At 52.6% G+C, this 22,777-nt stretch carries 27 protein-coding genes; 6 read left to right on the top strand and 21 right to left on the bottom strand.

Features of this window, described 5'->3' with window-relative positions; genetic code table 11:
- The first annotated feature begins 101 nt into the window (after positions 1 to 101).
- From JIG40_RS04430 to JIG40_RS04415, 3 genes are all read left to right on the top strand, one after another.
- Positions 102 to 587, top strand: coding sequence for a DUF3990 domain-containing protein (locus tag JIG40_RS04430; protein WP_199464849.1), 486 nt, complete (start codon positions 102 to 104; stop codon positions 585 to 587).
- The gene (locus JIG40_RS04425) at positions 587 to 1,006 is read left to right on the top strand and encodes a hypothetical protein (RefSeq protein WP_199464848.1); all 420 of its coding nucleotides are present in this window, start codon (positions 587 to 589) and stop codon (positions 1,004 to 1,006) included. Before JIG40_RS04430 ends, JIG40_RS04425 begins: the two co-directional genes overlap by 1 nt.
- A gap of 134 nt (positions 1,007 to 1,140) precedes the next feature.
- Entirely contained in the window at positions 1,141 to 1,998 is an 858-nt protein-coding gene (locus JIG40_RS04415; RefSeq protein ID WP_199464846.1) for a hypothetical protein, read from the top strand.
- Positions 1,999 to 2,383: 385 nt separating this feature from the next.
- Here JIG40_RS04415 and JIG40_RS04410 read toward each other — a convergent pair whose 3' ends face one another.
- Together JIG40_RS04410 and JIG40_RS04405 are read right to left on the bottom strand one after the other, a co-directional pair.
- The gene (locus JIG40_RS04410; protein WP_020329945.1) at positions 2,384 to 2,659 is read right to left on the bottom strand and encodes a hypothetical protein; all 276 of its coding nucleotides are present in this window, start codon (positions 2,657 to 2,659) and stop codon (positions 2,384 to 2,386) included.
- A 195-nt stretch (positions 2,660 to 2,854) separates the two neighbouring features.
- A complete protein-coding gene (locus JIG40_RS04405; protein ID WP_024373224.1) occupies positions 2,855 to 3,226 on the bottom strand; it encodes a helix-turn-helix domain-containing protein in 372 nt (123 codons plus the stop codon).
- Between the two features lie 153 nt (positions 3,227 to 3,379).
- Here JIG40_RS04405 and JIG40_RS04400 point away from each other — a divergent pair, with 153 nt between their 5' ends.
- A complete protein-coding gene (locus tag JIG40_RS04400) occupies positions 3,380 to 4,213 on the top strand; it encodes an SDR family oxidoreductase (protein ID WP_199464845.1) in 834 nt (277 codons plus the stop codon).
- 77 nt (positions 4,214 to 4,290) lie between these two features.
- Here the strand turns inward: JIG40_RS04400 and JIG40_RS04395 are convergent, their stop codons facing one another.
- The 19 genes from JIG40_RS04395 to JIG40_RS04305 form a co-directional block, all read right to left on the bottom strand.
- Entirely contained in the window at positions 4,291 to 4,818 is a 528-nt protein-coding gene (locus tag JIG40_RS04395; RefSeq protein ID WP_199464844.1) for a copper resistance protein NlpE, read from the bottom strand.
- Positions 4,819 to 4,954: 136 nt separating this feature from the next.
- On the bottom strand, positions 4,955 to 5,242 hold the full coding sequence (locus JIG40_RS04390) for a hypothetical protein (protein WP_024373222.1): 288 nt from the start codon (positions 5,240 to 5,242) through the stop codon (positions 4,955 to 4,957).
- 74 nt (positions 5,243 to 5,316) lie between these two features.
- Positions 5,317 to 6,309 carry a flagellar motor protein MotB gene (locus tag JIG40_RS04385; RefSeq protein ID WP_020329950.1) on the bottom strand — a complete coding sequence of 331 codons (993 nt, stop codon included), beginning with the start codon at positions 6,307 to 6,309 and terminating at the stop codon, positions 5,317 to 5,319.
- Positions 6,309 to 7,166 carry a flagellar motor stator protein MotA gene (gene motA / locus JIG40_RS04380; protein ID WP_020329951.1) on the bottom strand — a complete coding sequence of 286 codons (858 nt, stop codon included), beginning with the start codon at positions 7,164 to 7,166 and terminating at the stop codon, positions 6,309 to 6,311. Before motA ends, JIG40_RS04385 begins: the two co-directional genes overlap by 1 nt.
- Positions 7,167 to 7,175: 9 nt before the next feature.
- Positions 7,176 to 7,904: a FliA/WhiG family RNA polymerase sigma factor gene (locus JIG40_RS04375; RefSeq protein ID WP_020329954.1), complete on the bottom strand. Its 729-nt coding sequence runs from the start codon at positions 7,902 to 7,904 to the stop codon at positions 7,176 to 7,178.
- Between the two features lie 10 nt (positions 7,905 to 7,914).
- Positions 7,915 to 8,418: a flagellar basal body-associated FliL family protein gene (locus JIG40_RS04370; protein WP_020329955.1), complete on the bottom strand. Its 504-nt coding sequence runs from the start codon at positions 8,416 to 8,418 to the stop codon at positions 7,915 to 7,917.
- A 23-nt stretch (positions 8,419 to 8,441) separates the two neighbouring features.
- Entirely contained in the window at positions 8,442 to 9,509 is a 1,068-nt protein-coding gene (locus JIG40_RS04365) for a flagellar hook-length control protein FliK (RefSeq protein WP_199464843.1), read from the bottom strand.
- A gap of 1 nt (position 9,510) precedes the next feature.
- On the bottom strand, positions 9,511 to 9,825 hold the full coding sequence (locus JIG40_RS04360; RefSeq protein ID WP_020329957.1) for a hypothetical protein: 315 nt from the start codon (positions 9,823 to 9,825) through the stop codon (positions 9,511 to 9,513).
- Complete coding sequence (fliS, locus tag JIG40_RS04355) at positions 9,809 to 10,195, bottom strand: flagellar export chaperone FliS (RefSeq protein ID WP_020329958.1); 387 nt, start codon at positions 10,193 to 10,195, stop codon at positions 9,809 to 9,811. The genes JIG40_RS04360 and fliS overlap by 17 nt, the downstream gene beginning before the upstream one ends.
- A 20-nt stretch (positions 10,196 to 10,215) precedes the next feature.
- A complete protein-coding gene (fliD, locus tag JIG40_RS04350; protein ID WP_024373220.1) occupies positions 10,216 to 11,553 on the bottom strand; it encodes a flagellar filament capping protein FliD in 1,338 nt (445 codons plus the stop codon).
- A 405-nt stretch (positions 11,554 to 11,958) separates the two neighbouring features.
- The gene (gene lafA / locus JIG40_RS04345; RefSeq protein ID WP_020432054.1) at positions 11,959 to 12,786 is read right to left on the bottom strand and encodes a lateral flagellin LafA; all 828 of its coding nucleotides are present in this window, start codon (positions 12,784 to 12,786) and stop codon (positions 11,959 to 11,961) included.
- 185 nt (positions 12,787 to 12,971) lie between these two features.
- Entirely contained in the window at positions 12,972 to 13,784 is an 813-nt protein-coding gene (locus tag JIG40_RS04340) for an EAL domain-containing protein (RefSeq protein WP_199464842.1), read from the bottom strand.
- Entirely contained in the window at positions 13,777 to 15,870 is a 2,094-nt protein-coding gene (locus JIG40_RS04335; protein WP_199464841.1) for a flagellar biosynthesis protein FlhA, read from the bottom strand. Before JIG40_RS04335 ends, JIG40_RS04340 begins: the two co-directional genes overlap by 8 nt.
- A gap of 27 nt (positions 15,871 to 15,897) precedes the next feature.
- The gene (flhB, locus tag JIG40_RS04330) at positions 15,898 to 17,028 is read right to left on the bottom strand and encodes a flagellar biosynthesis protein FlhB (RefSeq protein WP_199464840.1); all 1,131 of its coding nucleotides are present in this window, start codon (positions 17,026 to 17,028) and stop codon (positions 15,898 to 15,900) included.
- Positions 17,025 to 17,801: a flagellar biosynthetic protein FliR gene (fliR, locus tag JIG40_RS04325; protein ID WP_032080659.1), complete on the bottom strand. Its 777-nt coding sequence runs from the start codon at positions 17,799 to 17,801 to the stop codon at positions 17,025 to 17,027. Before fliR ends, flhB begins: the two co-directional genes overlap by 4 nt.
- Positions 17,801 to 18,070, bottom strand: a complete 270-nt coding sequence (fliQ, locus tag JIG40_RS04320; RefSeq protein WP_004725108.1) for a flagellar biosynthesis protein FliQ — start codon at positions 18,068 to 18,070, stop codon at positions 17,801 to 17,803. The genes fliR and fliQ overlap by 1 nt, the downstream gene beginning before the upstream one ends.
- Positions 18,071 to 18,099: 29 nt before the next feature.
- Positions 18,100 to 18,858: a flagellar type III secretion system pore protein FliP gene (gene fliP, locus JIG40_RS04315; RefSeq protein WP_020329967.1), complete on the bottom strand. Its 759-nt coding sequence runs from the start codon at positions 18,856 to 18,858 to the stop codon at positions 18,100 to 18,102.
- A gap of 12 nt (positions 18,859 to 18,870) precedes the next feature.
- Positions 18,871 to 19,239 (bottom strand): flagellar motor switch protein FliN, encoded by a 369-nt coding sequence (fliN, locus tag JIG40_RS04310; protein WP_020329968.1) that lies wholly within the window; start codon positions 19,237 to 19,239, stop codon positions 18,871 to 18,873.
- On the bottom strand, positions 19,236 to 20,054 hold the full coding sequence (locus JIG40_RS04305; RefSeq protein WP_199464839.1) for a FliM/FliN family flagellar motor C-terminal domain-containing protein: 819 nt from the start codon (positions 20,052 to 20,054) through the stop codon (positions 19,236 to 19,238). The genes fliN and JIG40_RS04305 overlap by 4 nt, the downstream gene beginning before the upstream one ends.
- 388 nt (positions 20,055 to 20,442) lie before the next feature.
- Between JIG40_RS04305 and JIG40_RS04300 the strand changes: the two genes are divergently transcribed.
- Both JIG40_RS04300 and JIG40_RS04295 read left to right on the top strand, forming a co-directional pair.
- Positions 20,443 to 21,444, top strand: a complete 1,002-nt coding sequence (locus JIG40_RS04300; RefSeq protein ID WP_348541334.1) for an OmpA family protein — start codon at positions 20,443 to 20,445, stop codon at positions 21,442 to 21,444.
- Positions 21,444 to 22,775 carry a sigma-54 dependent transcriptional regulator gene (locus tag JIG40_RS04295; protein ID WP_199464838.1) on the top strand — a complete coding sequence of 444 codons (1,332 nt, stop codon included), beginning with the start codon at positions 21,444 to 21,446 and terminating at the stop codon, positions 22,773 to 22,775. Before JIG40_RS04300 ends, JIG40_RS04295 begins: the two co-directional genes overlap by 1 nt.
- The last annotated feature ends 2 nt before the right edge of the window (positions 22,776 to 22,777 follow it).

Raw genomic sequence — 22,777 nt, 5'->3', positions numbered from 1 at the left:
CATTTTTGGTTTGGGTTGAGTTTAGTGATTACGGTGGTCAAATTAAGTGTTGTGGCGCGTTCTTCACACCTTAATTAGGCGTTAAGCAACAAGAGGATAAAATGGAAATTACTTTATATCACGGTACGGATCCTAATATTGTAAAGGATTTACAAAACTGTAAGGTTGATGTCAGTATAGGTGGAGGTGAGTTTGGTAAAGGATTTTACTTAGGAGACAGTCGACGTCTAGCTAAGCGGCGAGCTTACCATAAGACTAAAGGAGTCTATGGAACTGCTAATGATGCAATGCACTATTTTAATAACACGCTGGAAGTAAAGATAAATGTTCTCGACCTAGAGAAATTTTATAATGAAAAGGCACTGGATCGACAGCAGGGGCGAAGGTTATTTGATAAATTATCTACCAAACCTAAAACTACATGTTCTTATAGTGTTTCCCCAGATTATGATTATATAGTTGGTCCAGTTGTTGGTCGAAAAGGTAGATACATTTGTGTTACCCAATATAAGTTTGATTCGAAGCGATCAGAAAGTGTTATGAACAAGCAATGCTTAAACGTCAATATTAAAACAAGGATAATTTAATGTGTCAGTTAGTTTACTATATGGAAAGAGATTTAGATGATAGAAAATATAAACCTATCTCTCAGTTATCTAGTAATATAGAGGAATATGTTATCGGGGAGTTGTTCTTAGTTTCTGATTCAGAGGAGCTACCTAAAAAAGCCAAGGTAAAAGCAATATCTGGTGAAAGAATAATTTACGATGAACTGATACTCGTGTCGGACAGCAATTTATATTCAGAATTCAAACTTGAGTTTTCAGAATCGGGTCTAGTGGTAAAAGATGAAGTTATAATTCGTGCTTACAAGTTGAATCATGTAGAGAGTGACTTTCCTCATGCTTGGATTTTGTTTGAGGAGATTGATACGGTCAAAATATTAGATACTTTAGAAGAGAATAATAATTATAACCTGTTAGGTGAGTCAGAAATTGTTACTTAACAATCTGTTTAAGAGTGATTCGCAACGCGTGGCATTTTTATTATGTGTTGTGTTTGGTGTTTAAGGTGGTATGCGGTGGCTTCGTTATTGCGTTGCTCACCCCTTAACAGGGCGTTATACGATAGGAGGTTACGGTGGAATTTGGTTTTCTAAAGTCTTGTAATCGTTATGTTTCCGATAGTATTGAAATTAGACCTCTTTGGGATGTTGAAGAATCAATTTACTGGTTGGAGACGGAAGCTGAAATTAGTGATGGTTGGATATATCCTCCGATTGTTGAAGCCAAAAAGCTTCCATGCGAGAAGTACTCAAAGAAGCTTTCTTTGCCATCGAGCTATCATCTTGTACCAGCTACACACTCAATTATATTTCGACCATATAGTGAGCAAAAAGCAAGGTTTCTTATTCTAGGGATCGGTTTCTTCTTTGGCGTTTACTTGTCTCCTGCGGAGTACTACAACATCGACAGAGTTGCCTACAAGGTCGGAAAATTAACAGGGGTCAGCCCTCGTAATGGGGACATAGAACTAGCCTTAGAGTACCTGTCTCGCTTTTATGATACTAACCCCAAAAAGCGGCAAGGAATGTTTGCCGTTATACATTGGTTTCTTCTTGGGCAATCCTATAATCACCCTTGGGATCGATTTGAAGCACAATACAAAGTTCTTGATGGTTTGTTTAAGTTATCAGGTATTAGTGTTTGTAGTCATGGTTTAAGACCCAACAAATTGGCCGAAAAATACAATATACAAATACCCACTTGGGCTGAAGTTATCGATGGTAAAAGTCTTCTCTCTCGGTTACGAAATGATTTGGCTCACGAAGCAATATATGCTGGGGAACCTATAGGATATGCCCACCCAAAAGAAAATTATGACATCGATTTTTCGAGTTTTAATGTGAAGTTAATAGCATCGATACTAGGTGTAAAAACAAACTACCTTGCAACATCATCTCAAGATAGGCAGCTTCACTTGTGGCATATCGTATAACAGACTGTTCAAGAGAAATTCCCAACGCTTGGCATTTTAACTATGCATTGGGATTTTTCTTTACAGTGCAGCCGCTAGGTTTGTTTTTGTATCCTTAATGAAATCAGCTTTGCTATTGAATCTCTTTCCACTAGGGAAAAATTCATGGATGAATTTTTAGGTTTTCGGCGTCGGGAACGCCTAAAACTGTCCCGGCCCACAACCAAAAATCAAAAGGCATTTTCTGGTTACTCTTTGTGCCAGCAAAGAGTAACTGGCGCGTGACAAACCAAGCTTCGTGATTCGATGACGCTAAAACGCGTCAAACAGTTCAATGCAAACCATTCAATCCAATTCAAACCTAGCCCGTTGAACCCAACATACCTTTCTAACCAACACCAATACTTCAAATCACATCACTCTTACTCTTCATCAACTGATACTCATCCACCGCTTTCACTACCTCCGCACGATTAATGTATTTGGCGATAAAGTAGGGCGGGATAAAAAACACCAGCAGGTAGAACGATTCATCGAACAGCAGGGTGGCGACTTGTGTCTCGTGATTGACGTAAGCCAACAGGGCCAGTAAATCCAGCAATACGCTCAGCAGCGCCAATACGGTTGAAACGATTAAAATCAGGCCAAGCAAATCTCTTAGAAACATTTTCGATGCGGTCATGGTCACTCCCCCAAAAACGTAAATCCAAGTTAAATTACTCTCACTTTTTATGTGGTTTATTAATCGAGATCACATTTTGATTCTAGGCGGTGAAAAGTAAGTTTGACCAACTGACAGCAAAATAAACTTTACTCTAAGCCTTTACACAGAAAGCGTTAACGTCGGTTTGGTGTGAGTTTGCCTTCAGCGGAAATCCTACTCGCCATCAAGTTTGGCATCGTAGCTCTTTTGTGCCTTCAGTACCGCGTCCATATTACTTTCCGCCCAGTGCGCGAGGGCAGCCACGGCGTCAGTCAACGTCGTGCCGAGTGGCGTCAACGCGTATTCCACGGTCACTGGTACGGTGGGAAAAACGGTGCGGCTGACCAACCCATCGCGTTCGAGCTTTTTCAGGGTTTGAGACAAGACCTTTTGCGAAATGCCTTTGATGTCGCGTTTGAGGTGGTTAAAGCGCACCGGTTCGCCGCGCAGTTTGTCTAAAATCAGCAGTGCCCATTTGTCGGCAATGCGATCCAATACCGCGCGGGTTGGGCAGCGGTTCTCATAAACGTCATACGCAAAATCCATCATTCTTCCTCTATGCTCAAACCACAGGGTGGTTACCTCAAGGACACCTTGTTACCCAAAAGTGCCTTCTTCACAACGTCAGCTCGGGAGTATAGATTGTTTACAAAGTTTCTATCAACTACATAGTTTCCAAAATATACCTAGGAGAACAGAATGAACAAAGTATTGGTATTGGGTGCCTCTGGTCACGTTGGTCAACCGCTGGTGGCAGAGCTGCTGGCAAAAGGGGAGCAAGTCAAAGCTGCGTCGCGCAGTGGTCAAACGTTTGGTGCGGCTGAAGGTGTGGTGTTTGATATTGCTGACCCAACAACCTTTGACGCCGCGTTCGACGGCGTTGACCGCGCTTATGTGATGCTGCCAGGCGGTTATGTGGAATCAAAAGCTCTGCTCGAGCCTGTGATTCAGGCTGCGGCTGAGCGCAATGTGAAGGTGGTATTCCAAAGCGTACTCGGTGTGGATGCCGATGATTCCATTCCTTACCGCCAAGTGGAAATCGCGCTGGAAAACTCCGGTGTGCCGTATGTGATCCTGCGTCCGAACTGGTTTGCCGATAACTTCCATACCTATTGGAAAGCGGGCATCGACCAAGGCGTAATTGGCGTTCCGGCAGGGGAAGGCAAATCGAGCTTTATTGATGTGCGTGATATTGCCAGCAGCGCAGCGGCGGCATTAACCACAAATCGTTTTGACAATCAGGCGTTCAACCTGACCGGTCCAGAGGCGCTGAGCTATGCGCAAGCTGCGCAAAAAATCAGTGAAGCGCTCGGTAAGCCAGTGGCTTATCAGGCGATGGAAGAGGGCGCGTTCTGTGACCTGCTGAAATCGGTGGGTGTCCCTGCCGACTACGCGGAATTTCTGACCTCGATTTTCTATCCCGTGCGCGAAGGCTGGACGGCTGGCGTGAGCGATGCGGTTGCCACTCTCACCGGCAAAGCGCCGCGTTCGCTGGATGAGTACATTGCCGATCATCTGGCCGAGCTGCGCTGAGCGCGCTGCATCAGAAAAAAGCAACGCCAGCATCATGCTGGCGTTGTTGTTTCAGGGGGAGGTGAGTCAGTCACGACTTACTGCTTTTGCAGGTTATACAACGCGGCCATGTCGCCTGTGATTTTCTCGCCGTTGATGTCGAGTTTCATCAGCATGTTTTCACCCACGAAGTACTGGTTAGGCGTTTCTGAGCCATCTTCCAGTGTGATTACGCTGCCTTTGGTATCCCAGTGGAATTTACCGTTAGAGCTGAACTGACCGCCGTCTTCTTTACCCTGATACACCTGAGTCAGGGTGTAGGTTTCATCTTCGTTCAGCGTCAGAGTGTAATCGATGCCTGCGCAATCGGCGCAAGGCAGCGTGCCTTTGTAGGTACCTTGCCAATCGAGGCTGTTGAAGGCGTTATGACCAGCATCTACCGTTTCTGCAACTGTGCCAGCGGCAGCAGATACGGTGTCGGTCACGGTTGAAACTGCGTTGCTGACTGCGGTTGGCAGTGTATCCACGGCGGGTTGAGATTCTGTTTGCGTTGCCGCTTTCTCAGCCGTGTCACAGCCCGCTAAAATGAAAGTCAGTGCACTTAGGGCGAACATCGCTTTTTTCATCATCTATCCTTATCTATCGAGTTTTCGTGTGGACGTTGTTGTTGATGAGTATTATTCAACAGAGAAATGTCAGACACGTCAGTCCGCCGTCATACTTTCGGGGGATGCTGTCAGAAAGCGGTTATAACTCCGTAGGTTAAATCAGAAAAAAGAAATACAGGAAGCAGATGAACGCCAGCAGCGTCGCCGAGAGCGTCGGATAGATGATGTAGGATTCCTGCTTGCTGGTGCGCTGAAAGCAGAGAAAGCTGAGCAGAATGTTGTACACCATCAGCAGCAGACTGATGCTGGTGCCCGCGTGCAGCGTCAGGCTGGTGAGTTGCAGCAAAAACAGCCCCAGCAGGCAGTAATCAATGACGATCAGCCAGAGAAAGGCTTTTTTCAGTCCGTCTTTGTGGGCATGTTCGCCGGGATGCTGATACATAACGTGCTCGGTAATAAAGAAGTCCATGGAACCGGGAAAGCTGCCCGAGGCTCAGGCTTCGGGCAGAGTACGCGTTATAACTGTTGGTCGGGCTGCTTTTTTGTCTCGACCGGGGTTGAATACTGAATGGTTTCCTGACGCAGCACTGGCTGATTGAACTGCGCTTTATCGCGCGCTTTGTCCAGCTCACCGTCCTGCTGATTGCCAAAGAAGGTCTCCAGCACCTGCGCAGCTGGCGTGGTCAGGACAAACAGTTCAATGCGGCGGTTTTCACTGCCATCCGGCTCTTCCGGGTTGAGCAAGGCTCGGTCCGACATGCCGGTAACCTGCAACACGCGCTGTTCCGGCATGCCGCCGGCCACCAACGTCTGGCGCGCAATGTTGGCACGGTTGGCCGACAGCTCCCAGTTCGTCCGATTGCTGAAACGCTGCTTAAACGCGGTGGAGTCGGTGTGGCCGCTGATGATGAGCGGATTTTCCACCCGCTGAAAGACCGGGGCCAGAGCCAGCAGAAGATCTTCAAAAAAAGGTGTCAGCTCGGTTCCGCCACGACTGAACATGTGCTGTTTGTAGTCGTCCTGCAGCACAATGCGCAGCCCTTGCGGTGTCACGGAAACGTGCACGTTCCCTTGCGCGCTGATCTGGCGCATCATCTCTTCAATCACTTTGGCCAGAATAGTCAGCTGTTCCTGGGTATCGAAGTTACCGGGAATGATCGCATCCGATTCCGGGCCATTGCCGTTGCCGTTATAGAACGAAGTCACGGTATGGTTGGAATCGTGCTTGCTCGGTACCGACGATTCCGAAGCTAAATCGATAGGAGAGATGCTCTGCGAGGTATCAAACGGGTTGCCGTAGCTGCGATCGAACACGCTGGCGCTGTGCAGATGCGCGACAATCGCTTTACGCTCTTCTTTATTCACCACCTGCATCACCCACAGCACCAGAAACAGTGCCATCAGGGCAATCATAAAATCGGCCATGGCGACTTTCCAGGCACCGCCATGGTGAGGCTCGTCGTGACTGCGGGTAGAGCGCTTGAATACGACATGCTCCTGTTTTTGCATTATCCCTCCTGCTCCGCTAGCCATTTCTCCATGTCGTTGAAGGTTGGTTTAATGTCTAGCTGAATATGTTTACGCCCTGCGTCAATTGCCAGCAGTGTCGGTTTCTTCGCCACGTAGGCCACCAGAGTGGCACGCACGCATTCAAAAGCCGACATGTCGCGTTTGACGCGCTGAGCCATGGCGTTACTCGCCGGATCAAGACAGCAGTAACAGCCAAAGATGCCGATAAAGGTGCCCACCAGTGCCGCGGCAACGTGGTAGCCGATGAGGGCGATGGAACCATCGATGGCTTGCATGGTGATGATGATGCCGCCTACCGCCGCCAGAATACCAAAGCCCGGCAGTGCTTCTGCGGTGCGTTGCATCGAACGCGATGGCAGTAGCAGGTCGGTCTGAATGGCGTCGATTTCTTGTTCCAGCAGTCCCTCAAGTTCATGAGGCGACATCTGGCCCATCGCCATTAAGCGCAGGTTGTCGGTAATGAACGAAACCAGACGATAGTCACGCGCAACCAGCGGGTAGCGGGCAAAAATCGGGCTCTGTTCCGGGTTTTCAATGTGCTTATCGAGCGACTTAAATCCGCCGCTGCGTACGGTTTCCAGCAGCACTTGCAGCACCGCCATCAGCTCCATGTAATACGCCTGTTCATTTTTCGGTTGTGACAGAATCATGCGCAGTTGGCGGCGCATCTCTTTGAGCACCTGTGGCGGGTTACCGATGATCAGCGAGCCGAGCGCCGCCCCGGCGATAATGAGAAACTCCGCCGGTTGCCAAATTGCGGTCAGGCTGCCGCCTGCCCAGACGTAACCGCCGAATACACACATCAGAACAATGATGGCACCAAGAAACTTTTGCATAAGTGGCTCCTAAGAGGACAAATATTGGTTGAGTTGTTTGAGCGCCTGTTTGTGTAGCTGACAGATGCGAGGCGGCGTGAGATCGAGCACGAGCGCGATTTCGTGTAAGTTGAGTTCGTGTTGATAGAACAGGGTCAGGAGCAGTTGGTCGCGTTTTGACAGCTGGCCGAGCGCCTGTTCTAAACTGCGGCGTATATGCTCCTGCGTCATGCCGTCGTAATGGCCGTCGGCAAATTGCTCGACGCCATTTTCAATCAGCTGATCCAGGCTCTGCATTTCCCCGGCGAGTGATGCGTTCAGGCGCGCGTAGTAGTCCTGCTCATCGGTGCCAAGGGCGGCGATGATTTCGTTGTCATTCGGCTGACGGCCCAGTTTACGGGTCAGGTCGCGGGTCACGTCGTTGAGCTCGTGCGCTTGCTGACGGGTTTTGCGTGACCGCCAGTCCAGGCGGCGCAGTTCATCGAGAATCGCACCGCGAATACGGCACACCGCAAACGCGGGAAAGTTCGGGTCGTCAATGTTGCCGTAACGGCGCCCGGCTTCCAGCAGACCAATCAGGCCAATTTGCTGCATATCTTCGATGCTGCAATGCGTGGTCGCGTGCACCCTCAGTTGGTTAGAAACCCGCTTCACCAGATGTTGATACTGGCTGAGCAGGCGGTTTTCGTCGATCGGCAGTGTCGGCGAGGCAACCTCGTCCGACACGTCATACCCTTCCTGGTATTGCATATCCAACATAAGCGCGTCCCTACTGCACGACGTATTTGGTCAGCAGCACATCATCGATGTCGCGCAGAATGTCGGTCTTCTCAAAGGCGTTGAGAATGGTCAGCTTGACCTCGTTTTGCAGGTGCTCAATCGCGCCGTCCTGCTGCAAATCTTCATAGGTTTTGTCGCTGAACAGTTTGATCAGCGAATTGCGCACCACCGGCATGTAATCACCGATGTTGGCGATGCGTTCCGGATGACGGGTTTCGACCGCAATTTCCAGCATCAGAAAATGGTTCTGATTTTTGCCTTTCACGCTCAGCACCACTTTATCCAGCGAATGAAAGCTCGGCGCTTTCGGTGACTGGTTGGTTTCGCTTAAAAACGCCAGCGGCGAGTTCGCCAGCCAGTCTCCGGACGGTTGCTCTTGCTGCGCGCTCTGCTGCTTGAGATACCAGATGCCGCCAAACACGGTTCCCGCAGAGACGAGGGCGCTGGTGATGATCATCATGATAAACACGGTAATAAGTTGCTGTTTGGTCATAACCTTTATTCCTCGTTGAAACCTTAGGCGTGAGTGCTGAGCCAGTGCTCAGACAGAGAAGAGGTAAACGGCTCGTCGGCAGAGTCGCGCGCCGCGAAAATGGTGCTGGCAGCGGCGTCATCGTGAGACGATGATTGGCGCTGGCCGCCCTGATCGGAGCCGACATTGACATCGACGTGCACAAAGTTCTGGCTTTGCAGTTCGGCGCGCAGGCGATCAGACACCTGCATCAGCGCTTCACGGGTCGCCGCGGCATTGGCGTTGATCTGCACGCTGAGGCGATCGCCTTCCACGCGCACCACCAAATCCAGCTTGCCGAGATCAGGTGGATCGAGGCGGATCTTGGCTTCCTGCAGATTCTGCTGCGCTTGCAGCGTGACGCGATCGTGCAGTACTTGCAGCATCTGTTCGCCCCATTTGCCCGCTTGGGTATCAATGCGCACGCTGGCCCATTCCGGCGCATTGACCACCGTGGTCGCGGCGTTCGACGCGTTAACCTGAGTTTGCGCTTGACCGTTGCTGGCCGCACCAGATGCCGGGTTGATGACCTGATTGAGCGCCGCGTTTAACGCGCTGTCGAGAGTGACCGCCGCTTTGGTCGCAACGGGCTGGCTCTCGGTGATGGACGGGGCAGATTGCGCGTTAAGTAGCCCCGCTGCCTGTTGTCCTGTTGCCGATGGCGCCGCAGAGTTTGCACTTGGGGTCTGCGCCGCGACAGTATTTGCGGTGTTTATGCCGCTCACGCTGTGGCTCTCGGCAAACCCTTTGACCAACTGAGCCTGCGTTGGGATAGGTTGATTGGCGTTCAGCAGCGCGACCAGCGCGGTCAGTTCGTCTTGTTCATCTTGGTGTTGAGCCGTCAGCTCTGGCTCTGGCTGCTCGTCGCTGAATGACGGCAACGACCGGGCAGGCTGGCCAAGCGTAAAGCTGGCCGCTCTGCTGGCATCCGCGTCGCCAAACGAACGCGCCTGATGAATATCCGGCGCCGCATCCGATTTGCCGCTGGCGGACGATGAACCAGCCTGTGAGGCTTTGCCGGGTGAAGCATAGCTCGCTGCCGAGTAATTAGAGGAAGACGTCATCGCTTGCATGTTAACCCTCCATGGTCATGGCGAGCTGATAGGCAAGGGCGCGCTCTTGCTGCGCGCTGACCTGTGCCATTTCCGATTCCAGCTCAGAGGTCGCGGCTTGCAGCGCTTCCAAAGCGGCCTGATGCGCCGCTTTTGCTTTGGCGATTTGTGGCGCCAGTTGAGTGTCGCGCAGAAACGGCTTGTGGTATTGCAGCAGTTCACGCAGCTCGCTGTCGTAGCGGGCGAGCGCGCTCCAGTCCTGTAATTTTGTCGCGATGGTGATCCGCTGAGAAAGGTGGCGGAATCGCTCAGGGGAAACCTTATGCGTATTGACCAAAATTCATCCATCCTTCTTTTATGTTGCCCATGACTGTTTCAACGGTGCTCAGGCGCTCCACATCGTTCTGCACGCTGGCCTGATACAGCTCAACCTGGCAGAAGTCGTACAACTGGTGCAGGTTGGCCGCCAGCTCGCCACCACTCTCCATATCGAGCGCGCTGTCGAGGCCGATCAGAATGTTCATGCACTTGTTAATGCCCGCGCCTTTTTCTGCTAATCGGCCCACGCTGATGTGGCCGCGAATGCGTTCAATCTCGTTCAGCAGGCCGTCAATGAGCATGACCACCAACTGATGAGGGGTCGCGGCGGCGGCTTGTGCATCTAAATCGACTTGTTGATAAGAGTCGTAGCCCGAGTCCATTAACATAAAACTTCTCCTCGCCAGACCTAGCCGAACATCGACATTGTCTGGTTCATCTTGGTAATTAATTGGTTCATTTGAGTGAACTGTTTCAGGTAGCGGTCATACGCCATGTCGTATTTGCGCTCGAGTGCCGTCTGTTTGTCTTCAATGCGACTGATGTTCTGTTGCAGCGCATCTTTACGTGACTTAAACAGGCCGTTAGAAAATTGCAGGTACGGGTCAAGCAGCGAATCCAGGCTGTCGAGCAAGTTGCCGTCGCCGTTGAAGAAAGATTCCAGCGCCGCGGTATTGGTGGTCTGCGCTTCTTCAAACTTGTCGGCGTCGATTTTCATCGTGCCGTCGCGGCTGATTTCGATGCCGAGATCGCTCAGGCGCATGCCTTCAAACTCGCCACGGACTAACGTTTTCAGCTGGCTCTCAATTGAGCGAATTGTCGGGTCGCTCGCCAGCACACCGCGTTGAGAATCTTCGCCGCCAATCGAGGTGTAAGAATCGATGGTTTTCATCAGGCTGTTGTAGGCCTCGATGATCTTATTCATCTGCTCTTTGGTGCCTTCCTGATCCGCACCGACGGAAAGGCTCAGTGGCGCTTCGCCACTGGTTTGCGCTTTGGTCACGGTCAGGTCGACGCCGTTGATCACGCCTTCAAAGGTGTTGCTGCTGTTGGTCAGTTGCAGGCCGGTGCCTTGGGCGCCAAGCCAAATCACGGCATCTTGCGGCGCGCTGATCTCGTTGAGGTTGGTAAAGGCATCTTCAAACCAGGTCTGACCGGTGCCGGAGACGGAAACGTTGACCGAGTTGGCCACACCGGTTTCGGTGCTTGACAGCATGAAATAGGTTTGGCCGTTCGAGCGCACCAGTGTCGCGTTCACGCCCGGGTTGTTGCTGTCGTTGTTAATGGCCGACACCAAATCCGCCACCGTCGCAATTCCATCACCGTCGCTATCGAGGGTCGAGAGATCCAACGTCATCGTGGTGCCATTGATGGTGAAATCCATGGTGCCGGTGGTCGGTACTTGCGTGGTGGAATCCAGGTTCGCAGGCATACTGGCCGACACCTGATGCGCGGTCGCAACTTGTTCAACAAACACCTGATAGCTGCCCGCCAGCGCGTTGGCGTCGGCCGTCGCGGAGAAGTAACCCTCTTGCGATACGGTGGCGCTGTTTTTCACGATGCTGCTGGTGGAACTGTTCATTTCAGTGATCGCCGTGCGGAAAGCGCGCAGTGCGGTTTCCACTTTGCCCAGTGCGGTCAATTGTGACTGGTACTGGGACGACTGCGTGTTCAAACGCTGCTGAAATGGCTGCACATCGTATGTAGCCAACTGTGTTGCCATGGTGATTGGATCTAATGAACTCATTCGGGCGCTCCCTGTTGCTCAGTCTGCTTACCTTTGCGCTCACACCTGACGTAGCGGTAGCGTGATCGGGTTTGATAAACCTGTCGCTAAGTTCGCAAGATGTGTGCCACTGATTAAATGTTTGTAAAACAATTGGTTAGTGAATTAATGGGCGAAAAACGGAAGCGGTGTTTCCTCATCGGCAGTTCCGCTTTTCCTCAGAAATCAATTCCTTGGAAATAAGGGTTTCTCAAAGGGGTAATGCGACCATTTGGGCGAGGAAATTAAGTCAGGGAAGGCAAGAAAAAAAGGCGCCGGCTATGTTGTCGGAAGGAAGAGGACAGGCGCCACGAAAAAGTAAACGGAAAAAAGCCTCCCGACCAGCGGGAGGCAAATACAAACGTACAGATTGTATGGCGTAAGTGCTTAGCGCAGCAGTGAAATTGCCATGCCAGGAATCTGGTTAGTCTGAGACAGTACGGTTGTACCTGCTTGCATCAGCATCTGGTTCTTCGTCATGTTTGACGATTCAACCGCGAAGTCAGCATCAGTGATACGGCCTTTCGCTGCTGCGGTGTTTTCAGACACGTTAGCCAGGTTGTTGATCGTGTGGTCCAGACGGTTGATGTTCGCACCCAGTGTTGAACGTACGGTGTTGATGGTGTCAAACAGACCGTCAATCACAGTGATTTCAGCGTTTGATGCCGCGTTCGTTGTCAGTGCACCTGTTGTGGTGAAGTCAACTGCCGCTAGGTTAGTTGAGATATCTACAGTCAGAGTTTCTGCTGCTGACGCACCGATTTGGAAGTCCACTGCTGCAGCCAGTTTGCCGCCTTGTAGCAGTTGCTGACCTGCACCGTAAGTGGTTTGCGTCAGGATACGTGTTGCTTCTGCTTCCAGCTCTTGGTATTCAGAATCCAGCGCTGCCAGTTCAGTGGTACCGTTGGTGCCGTTCGCGCCTTGAGTGGCTAGGTCTTTCATGCGGTAAGCGATGTTAGTCAGCTCTTCCAGTGCGCCGTCTGCTGTTTGCAGCATAGAGATAGCGTCCTGAGAGTTACGCATCGCTACTGACATACCGCGAGTTTGTGCTTCCAGTTTGTTCGCGATAGTCAGACCCGCTGCGTCATCCGCTGCAGAGTTGATGCGAAGGCCAGTGCTCAAACGTTCCATCGCAGTAGTCATCAGGTTGTTTGTGCTGTTCAGAGTGTTTTGCGTAACTAGCGATGCGTAGTTAGTGTGCATAGATAAAGCCATCTTAGTCTCCTTGGTTGTCGCTATCTTCAGGCTCTTCGGGATATTCCCTGCTCACTAACTAGAGGCGGATGGTTGCTGGCGAGAATTAATCAGAAATTTAAAAAAATTGAGAAAAGGGCGAAATAGGGAGGAATAAGGTGAAGTCTATTCCAGAAATCACCCTATTTTGAGGGTTCAACAAGGCGTTACCAGCTGTCGTTATCCGCTTCATCGAAGGTTTTAAAGGACAGCGACGTCGGAATATCGCTGAAATAACCGAAGTAATAACTCGCGCCGAGCAGTTTGTACTGGTTCAGTTCGGTCTGGCTGGCGACGCGGCCGGCGACCCATTTAAAGCGGTGCTGACGCAAAAAGCGCACGATAGGCAGAAAGGCACTGCGATCTTCTTTGTTCTCCAGCGACACCGCGAGCTTGAGCATGTCCAGCTTATAGCGCGCAATCTGCTCAAAGTTTTCTGCCGCGGTGTAGAGTTCAAACCACAGCGCGTACGCGTTCTCGCGTACCTGCTCAACCAGTTCATCCAACCCAGAGTGCAGCGGGTTGGCAAAGTTGATCTGCACCGATGGCACCACGTGGGCAAATGCGGCGCGATGAAATTGCAATATCTGGTCGAGAAACAGCGCGCCCGCTGGCCACAGCAACGCATCGGCACGAATCGGCACGACCACGTTGCTGATGAGATCCGGATGAAATGTTTCCATCTGAAAACGCGACTGACGCAGCGCCAGATACAGGCTGTAGAGATCGAGACAGAACGCCATCGGCTCCGACAGCTCAAACTGATACACGCTCTGTTCGCCCTGACTGCCAAAACGCAACGTGAGGTGCTGATATTCCACCTCGCCACTTTGCGCTTCGCGAATTGCCTGACAGGCGTGGCGAATGTCGTTGCGCTGAAATGCGTCAAACACCAGCGCGTCGTCCTCCGTGACGATGTGCTGCTCAATAAGGTCGCGCAGATAATGGTACAGCGCTTGATGAGATGAGAGATTAGCCAAGGTTTCCTACCACGTTGATCTGTTTGTTTTCAGGAATTTCGTTGTACGACAGTACCGCCAGCCCGTGCGAGAAAGTACGCGCGTAGCGGGCAATCAGCGGTCGCAGTTGCGGCATCACCAACAGAATCGGTGCCATGCCTTGCTGTTTCAACTGCTGCTTAATCAGCGGCAGGTTTTGCTGGAACTGGCCGAGAATATTCGGTTCGACCGGGAAGCTGTCCAGCATCACACTGCCGCTCGCCTGCGCCTGATGCAGCGAGGTCATCAGCATCTGTTCCAGTTCGTCGGACAAGGCATACACCGGAATCTCGTTCTTCTGCCCTGCCAGCAGGTTAATCAGCGTGCGGCGCAAGGCGCAGCGCACATCGGCGGCAAGCAGAATCGGGTCTTTGGTGTTTTCCGACGATTCAAGCATGGTGTTGGCGATGGTGCGGATGTCTTTCAGCGGCACCTGATCGAGCAGCAGCTGACGGTACACTTTGAGCTGCTGCGCCGGGCGCAGCGCCGCGGCCAGCGCTTCCGCCAGTTTCGGCGCTTGCGCAGTCAGGCGCTGATTCATCGCATCGACATCGTCGTGGTTAAACAGCTCCGCCAGATGGGTTTTCATTACTTTGCTGATGTGGGTCGCCACTACGGTGGCATCATCCACCACCTGATAACCCATGTTCAGCGCGCGTGCTTTCTGCGGGTGTTCAATCCACACCGCCGGCAGGTTGTAGGCCGGATCGCTGCCGAGAATGCCGTCGATATCGCCATAGGTTTCACCCACGGCGATCGCCATCAGGCGGTCGGGTTCGATAAAGCCCTGTTCGACCAGTTCGCCATTGAGCGAAATGGTGTATTGGTTGGGCTTGAGGCTCAGGTTGTCGCGAATCGCCACTTCCGGCAGCAAAAAGCCAACCTGCTCGGAGAGGTTACGCCGCACACCGCGAATGCGCTGCGTCAGCGGCGCGCCGTGATCTTTATTGACCAGATGCACCAGACGATAGCCAAGCGCCAGCGACAAGGTCTGCACGTGGGGAATGTCTTCCCAGCAGAGTGGCGCGTCGCCTTCGTTTTGCATCGCTTGCGAAATCGCTTCGACGTCATCGAGCGAGGTGTCGACCTCCGGGCTTTTGGCCTGCCGCCAACCGGCAAAGGCCAGCGCCGCCGCAAAGGTGAAAAACGCCAGATGTGGCATGCCCGGCACAATACCGATCACCACCATGATGCCCGCGACGGTAAACAGCGTGGCCGGCGTGGCCAGCAGTTGCTTGTGCATGGTCTGCGACATGTCGTTGTCGCTGTCGTTAATGCGCGTCACGATAATCGCCGCGGCCGTCGCCAGCAGCAAGGATGGGATCTGCGCGACCAGACCATCACCAATGGTCAGCAGGGCGTAGGTTTTAAACGCTTCTGAGGCAGGCAGGCCATGTTCGAATACGCCAATGCTGATCCCGCCGATGATGTTGATGAACAGAATCATCAAACCGGCGACCGCGTCACCGCGCACAAATTTCGACGCACCGTCCATCGAGCCGTGGAAGTCCGCTTCGTTCGCCACTTCGCGGCGACGATCGCGCGCGGTGTCTTGGTCAATCAGGCCGGCGTTGAGGTCGGCGTCAATCGCCATCTGCTTGCCCGGCAGGGCATCGAGTGTAAAGCGCGCCGAGACTTCGGAGATCCGTTCGCCACCTTTGGTGATCACCACGAAGTTGATGATCATCAGGATGATGAACACCACCATACCGACTACGTAGTTGCCGCCGATCACCACTTCACCGAACGCCTGAATCACTTTACCGGCGGCATCACCGCCGTTGTGACCTTCCAAGAGCACGATACGGGTTGATGCAACGTTGAGCGTCAGGCGCAGCAACGTTGCGACCAGCAGGATGGTCGGGAAGATGGAGAAATCGAGCGGGCGCTTGGCGGTCGTGCTGACCAGCAGCACCAGAATCGCCAGGACGATGTTAAAGGTAAACAGCGCGTCCAACAGGAGCGGTGGCAGTGGCAGAATGACCATCGCCAGTACCATCAGCAGCACAATCGGAATACCGAGGTATCCCTTGCCGGAGTTTTGCCATTGTTTTAACCGGTTGAGCATGGTTATCAGTCCTTCATTCAATGCAAATCAGTGCTGCAGATGTTTCGGAATCGAAAAGTGTGGCAGTGGCAACGGTTGTTCACCGCTGCCACTGCGAAACGCTTTCAGCTGCAGGACGTAGGTCAGAATATGGGCCACCGCCACATACAGCTGGCTGGGCACAGCCTGCTCGATGGCAGTGGTGTAGTAAATCGAACGCGTGAGCGGCGGCGAGTGGATAATTTCCACCTGGTTGTCGCGCGCGAGGCGCTGAATGTGCAGCGCGGTTTCATCCACCCCTTTGGCGACCACAAACGGCGCGTCCGACAGCGCCGGATCGTATTTCAGCGCCACGGCGTAGTGGGTCGGGTTGATGATCACCACGTCGGCTTTGGGCACCATTTTGTCGATGCGGCGACGGGCGAACTGCTGCTGAATCTGGCGAATACGCTGTTTGATTTCCGGGCGGCCTTCGTTGTTTTTGTATTCCTCTTTCAGCTCTTGCTTGGTCATTTTGAGCTCTTTGAGGTGTTCCCAGCGCTGGTAAGGAATGTCAATCACACCAAACACCAACAGGGCAAAGCCCATCAGCAGTAAGCCTTCAAACAGGATTTTCATGATCAGGATAAAGCCCTGATTGAGCGGCAGCCCCTGCATGCCCAGCATGGGTTGCAGATGGTTATCGAGATAGCCGTACAGCACGGCGAAAATGACGCTGACTTTGAGCGTTGATTTCACCAGTTCAACCAGCGAGCGGGTGGAAAAAATGCGGCTGATACCGCTGATCGGATTGAGTTTGCTCAGCTTTGGCAGCAGGTTGGCCGGGCGGAACAGCCAGCCACCGAGAATCATGCTGCTGGCGAGAGTCACCACGATGATGACCAGAAACATCGGCATCAACAGCTCAATCACCATACCGAGGCTGTGACCCAACTGTTCAATCATCTGCATCGGATTGTCGAGATCGGCGCGGGTCAGCGAGAGGTTATAGCGAAACACGCCCGCGATGGATTGCCAGACGGCGGGCAGCTGGGCGTAGAAGTAGATGGCCACGGCGAGAAAAATCACCGCGGTGGTGAACTCTTTGGCACGGGGAATCTGGCCTTGCTCGCGCGCCTTTTTGACTTTCTGCGGCGAGGCCTTCTCGGTTTTGTCCTGAGACGAAGCTTGATCGCTCATGCGCCCCCCGCCATAAACTGATGGAGAAAGCGCAGCGTGTCATGCACCAGCGAGCCGTAGCGTCCCGGCACACCGGAAACCGAAATCAACACGCTGAACAGGCCGAGTAACATGGTCATCGGAAAGCCGAGTGCGTAAACGTTCAGGCTGGGGGCGGCGCGGTTCATGACACCAAAACTGATGTTGGCCAGCAGCATTGAGACGATGGCTGGCAGCGCTAACGCGAGTGCTGCCGAGAACATCCAACTGAAAATATTGACGATGCCTTGCAGCGACAATAGGGTGATCCCGGAGCCGACCGGCCACACGGTAAAGCTCTGGATCAGTACATCAATCACCACTAAGTGCCCTTCCAATGCCAGAAACAGCAGGGTGGTGAACACCAGAAAAATGCGGCCGAGAATGGCGACGGACAGGCCGTTCACCGGGTCGTTCATCATCGCCATGCCAAGACCCATTTGCAGCGAAACAATCTGGCCGAGCATGGTAAATACGGTGAACAGCATGTGCAGAATCAGGCCGAACATCAGCCCCCACACCGCCTGTTCAAACGCGAGAAACAGCGACGTCATCGACATCAAATCGACCGCGGGCATCGCGGGCATCAAAGGCGCGGTGATCACGGTGATGGAGAGGGCAAGCAGACTGCGCACCCAAACCGGGATCAGCATGTCACCGAAAAACGGCATCGAAACAAACACGGCGCCGATACGGAAAAAGGGCCACCACAGTTGCCCTAACCAGCTGGAAATCTCGGCAAAGCTCAGCTCCATCAGCCAATCATCCCCGGAATGTTATGGAACAGAAAATCAAACAGTTCCATGAACTTGCGTAGCATCCAGTGACCGGCAAAGATGACCATCAGCAACGTCACCATCAGGCGTGGCAGAAAGCTCAGCGTCTGTTCGTTGATCTGGGTGGCGGCCTGAAAAATCGCAATGCCGAGGCCGACAATCAGACCCGGCACCACCAACACACCGACAATCAGGATCACCATCCATACGGCGTTGGAAATCAGGGTCACGACAGTTTCTGGAGTCATACAGCGTTCCTTAAATGTGCCGAGTCACGCTACTGCGCGAAGCTGGCCGAGAGGGTGCCGACCGTCATCGCCCAGCCATCGACCAGCACAAACACCACCAGTTTGAACGGCAGCGAGATGATCAGTGGCGAGAGCATCATCATCCCCATCGCCATCAACACACTGGCGACCACCAGATCGATGATGAGAAACGGAATGAACAGCATGAAGCCGATTTGAAACGCGGTTTTCAGCTCACTGATGACAAACGCTGGCAGTACCACGGCAAAGGAAATGTCGTCGACGTTCTGATCCAGCGGTTCGTTAGCGATACGCAGCATCTGCTCCAGCGAGCTTTGCTGTGTCTGCGCCAGCATGAAATTGCGCACCGGTTTTTCCGCGACGGAAAACGCCTGCATCAGCGTAATTTGGCCTTGGTCATACGGTTTGAAGGCATGCTCATACACATCGCTCCACACCGGACGCATAATGAGCAGCGACAGCGCCAGCGCAATGCCGACCAGGACGCGGTTGGGCGGGCTCTGTTGCAGGCCGAGCGCCTGACGCAAAATCGCCAGCACCACGATGATGCGGGTAAAGCTGGTGGCCATCAGAATGAACGCCGGCAGAAAACTCAGCGCCGTCATCAGCAGCAGAATTTGCAGCTTGACGCTGTACTCTTCCTGAGTGCTGCCGTCGGACACCGTGAAAAGGGTCAGGCCGTTATCGGCCGCCAGCGACGGCCATGCAAACAGCATCAGCACGAGCGCCAGCGCGCCAATCCAGCGCAGGGAACGCGGTTGAGTCATGACAAAAACCTGTTATTGGCCCACAGCGGTGAGGGCGCTGTCGAGCACGTCAATCAGGCGCAGGCCGTACTTGTCGTTCACCACCACCACTTCGGCGTGACCCAGCAGCGAGCCGTTCACTTTCACATCCAGTGGCTCGCCGTTGAGCTTGTCCAGTTCAATCACGCTGCCTTCGCCCGCTTTCATCAGATCGCCGAGCGCGATCTCTTTGCTGGCGACTTCCAGCGTGACGGTGACCGGAATATTGCGAAAGAAGCTCAGGTCACGTTCCACTTTTGGCGCTGCCTCAACCACGGTTTCTGTTTCCAAATCTTCCAGATGAAAATCATCGAAATTGAGCTCTTCGCCATCAAAGCTTGCATTGTCTAGAGCGTCACTCATTTTAGGGATTCCTTATCTTGGTTTAAAATCAACACCAGTTGTCCTTCCTGCTCAGCAACCCGGCCTGAAAACAGGCGCTCGTTACCGATACTGACCGGAACAGTGGAGAGTAAGTCGATGGGGAGAATGTCATTGGGTGCCAGATTCAGCACATCGCTGAGTGGCATGGTTTTCTTGCTCAGCAGTACATTGAGACGTACTGGGGCGTGTTGCAGCGAACGGTGAAATTGCTCACTCAGTTCGGCATTGGGTTGCAGATCCAGTTGGTCAATCAGGGTTTGCACCAACTGGCTTTCAAAAATCAGCGTCAACACTCCGCGCTGGTCAGCATAACGAAGTGACAGTTCGGCTTTCAGGCCGACGCCGCTGCCGATGTCGCCGTCGTGCAGTTGCCACATCTCTTGCGGCGCGACCCACTGAGTGGTCACTTTGCCGATGCGCTCTTGCAGTCGGCGGTCGCTGCTGGTCAGCACACTTTGGCTGCGTTCAATGTTGGCGCCGTAAAAGCGATCGGCCAGTTTGATCAGCATGCTGCTTTCAAGGCGCACAAACAGCGCGCCGCCGTCCTGATGACGAAACTGGGTCATACAGCTCTTGTCGATGTCTGAAGGCTTGAGGCTGTGCAGTTCCACCGATTCCAGCTCCACATCGATATGGTGCGTGGTCAGCCAGTTCTGCAGCTCGCTGGTCAGGCCGTTACAGGAGTCGGTGATAATGGTGTCCAGTTTTTCCCGAATAACATGAATCGGCTTTCCTAGTAGTTCCACGTTTAAGGTCTTCACCTCGGGAATAGGCGTCTGGATTTGATTTTCCATTTATATTTTACCGTGCGTTGACAGAGAGTGTTTTCTTTGTGGAGCACAGTCTACACAGAATTTTTTATTTATTTTTAGTGCCTAATTATAACTTTGTGACGTTAGTTCATATGTTGATTTGAACCGCCAATTTAGTTCTTCAATAAAAATACGAAAGCGGTTAGGTTGGTCGCTAAATAATTATAGATATAAATGAATAAAAAATGATCAGCCTAATTTATAGGCTGTTTTTTCGTGTTTAAGACGGCGAATGAATCGCTGCAGAAGACGTCACGGAAGATAACTTTTTGTATTAGTTGGTTGTTTATTCATCAGTCTCAGCGCGCTTACTGCTTGATTTACAAAGGCTTGTAACGTGGTGGACATTGAATCAGATTGGGACATCAATATGAAAATGTATGCCAGTTATGATAATTCGGTGGCATATTTAAATGACAGAAAAGTGTCAATAGAAGGTAAAAAATATTTCTATCACCAAGTGTTAAAAATATGTTCAATCACTTCTTGCGCTTTAGGTTTATTTCTAACTATGCCATCTTTTGCTGAGCAAGAGATAAAAGTTCCTATGGATTTGTCATCTTGGATATATAAAGGTGATGTATTTAATTGCAATTTGATGCATACGGAAGTTCCGCATGGGAAGTTTTATTTCCGCTCAGTCACAAATAATAAAATATCCTTTGAATTTCGCTTTAATAATAGCCCGGTAACTTGGCAGCAGGCAGACCTGTCTTTGCTTACTCCGCCGTGGATTGTGCCGCAGCAGGCGACCCCGATTAGTGAGGGGATTCGCCACCAAGGCAACCGCTTCTCTTTTTCGACCAATATTGATGCGTTACTGCACGCGATAGACCAAGGGCAGTGGCTACAACTGTCGCTGAGCGGAAGCACCCCTTCCGAGTCGCAGCGGGTCACGCTGCCTTCCATTCGCGTGCACAACGTCATCACTCAGTTCAAAGCTTGTCAGCAACAACTGCCGGCGATCACCTTTACCGAGGCGCGCGATACTTCTCTCCATTTTGCTTCGGGTCAGCAGTCGCTGAGCGCTGCTCAGCAACGCACACTGCGTGACCTGCTCTCTTATGTTGAGCGTGACAAACGGGTGACGCATCTGCTGATTGACGGCCACACCGACAATGTCGGTTCGCGTTTAGCCAACCTGAGTGTATCGCGCAGCCGTGCTGATCAAGTTGCCGCGGTGCTGGAAAAGCTCGGGGTCGCGGCTGACAAAATTCAGATTCGCGCTCACGGCTCGCGGTATCCCGTGGCCAGCAACGAGACCGAATCCGGCCGTGCCCAAAACCGCCGCGTGGTGATCCGCTTAGCCCGTGACGACGAAAGCGTGGTGGCCGCCACTCCTCCAACCAACGACTCAATGAAGGTTCAGTAATGACGAAGTCAGATATTTTGTTGGTTGAGCCAAACGAACTTCTAGCTCAACCCGTCATCGATGTTTTGATCGAAGCCGGCTACCGCGTGCGCCATGCACGTACCGGCCGCAGTGCGTTATTACAGGAGCCCGCCGCCATCACTGTGGTGAGTGCCAACTTACCGGACATGGGCGTGCGTGAGTGGGTCGCGTGTCATCAGAAGCAAGCAGGCGCGGGGGTGGCAATTGCGATTGTCGATCAGGATCAGGGCATTCTGGCGGCAGAAACCATGAAAGCGGGCGCGACCGATTATCTGCTGCGTCCGTTTGAATCCAACCAGTTATTGAATCTGCTGCGCCGCGTGGAAGCGCTTGGTAAACCGATGGCCAACATCGTCGCTGAATCCTGGCGCAGTAAGCAGGTGCTGCAACTGGCGCATCGCGCCGCCTGCACCAGCGCCAGCGTACTCATCACCGGCGAGTCCGGCACAGGTAAAGAAGTGCTGGCGCGTTACGTGCACCAACAATCTAACCGTGCAGACGGTCCGTTTGTGGCGGTCAACTGCGCCGCCATTCCGGAGTCGATGCTGGAAGCGGTGCTGTTTGGTCACGTCAAAGGCGCGTTTACCGGCGCACTGGCGTCGCAAAGCGGTAAGTTTGAAGAGGCCAACGGCGGCACCATTCTGCTCGATGAAATCGGCGAAATGTCACCGGCAGTGCAGGCCAAGTTGCTGCGTGTTTTGCAGGAGCGGGAAGTGGAACGGGTGGGCAGTCACAAAGCGATTCAACTCGATATTCGTGTGATTGCCGCCACCAACAAAGACTTGCGCGAAGAGGTACAGAAAGGCCAGTTCCGTGAAGATCTCTATTACCGTCTGGATGTGTTGCCTTTGCACTGGCCACCGCTGCGTGAGCGCAAAGAGGATATCCTGCCGATCAGTCAGTTTTTTATCACCAAATATCAGGATGGCAGCAGATGCCATCTGTCTCAGGACGCGCGCGTGGCGCTCAGCCAGTACCATTGGCCGGGCAACATTCGTGAGCTGGAGAACGTGATTCAGCGTGCTCTGGTGATGCGTCACGGCGACTACATCACTGCGCAGGATCTGATGCTGCCGGTGGAGTTCCAGTCACCTTCACAGCCTGTGGTATCTGATGCGGCCTTTGGTCACGTCGAAGCAAAGAAACAGGCGGAATACCAATACATTCTGGACAAACTTCGTCAGTTCGGTGGTAACCGGACGAAAACGGCGAATGCTCTGGGCGTATCGACCCGCGCACTGCGCTACAAATTGGCGGCGATGCGTGAACAGGGCATCGACCTTCAGTCAGTACTAGGCTCAGCCGCCTAAAG

The organism is Vibrio sp. bablab_jr001 (assembly GCF_016464285.1).
GTDB classification, from domain to species: domain Bacteria; phylum Pseudomonadota; class Gammaproteobacteria; order Enterobacterales; family Vibrionaceae; genus Vibrio; species Vibrio fluvialis.
Note: the sequence above shows the minus strand (reverse complement) of the source record. Positions and strands in the feature narration are given on the sequence as shown.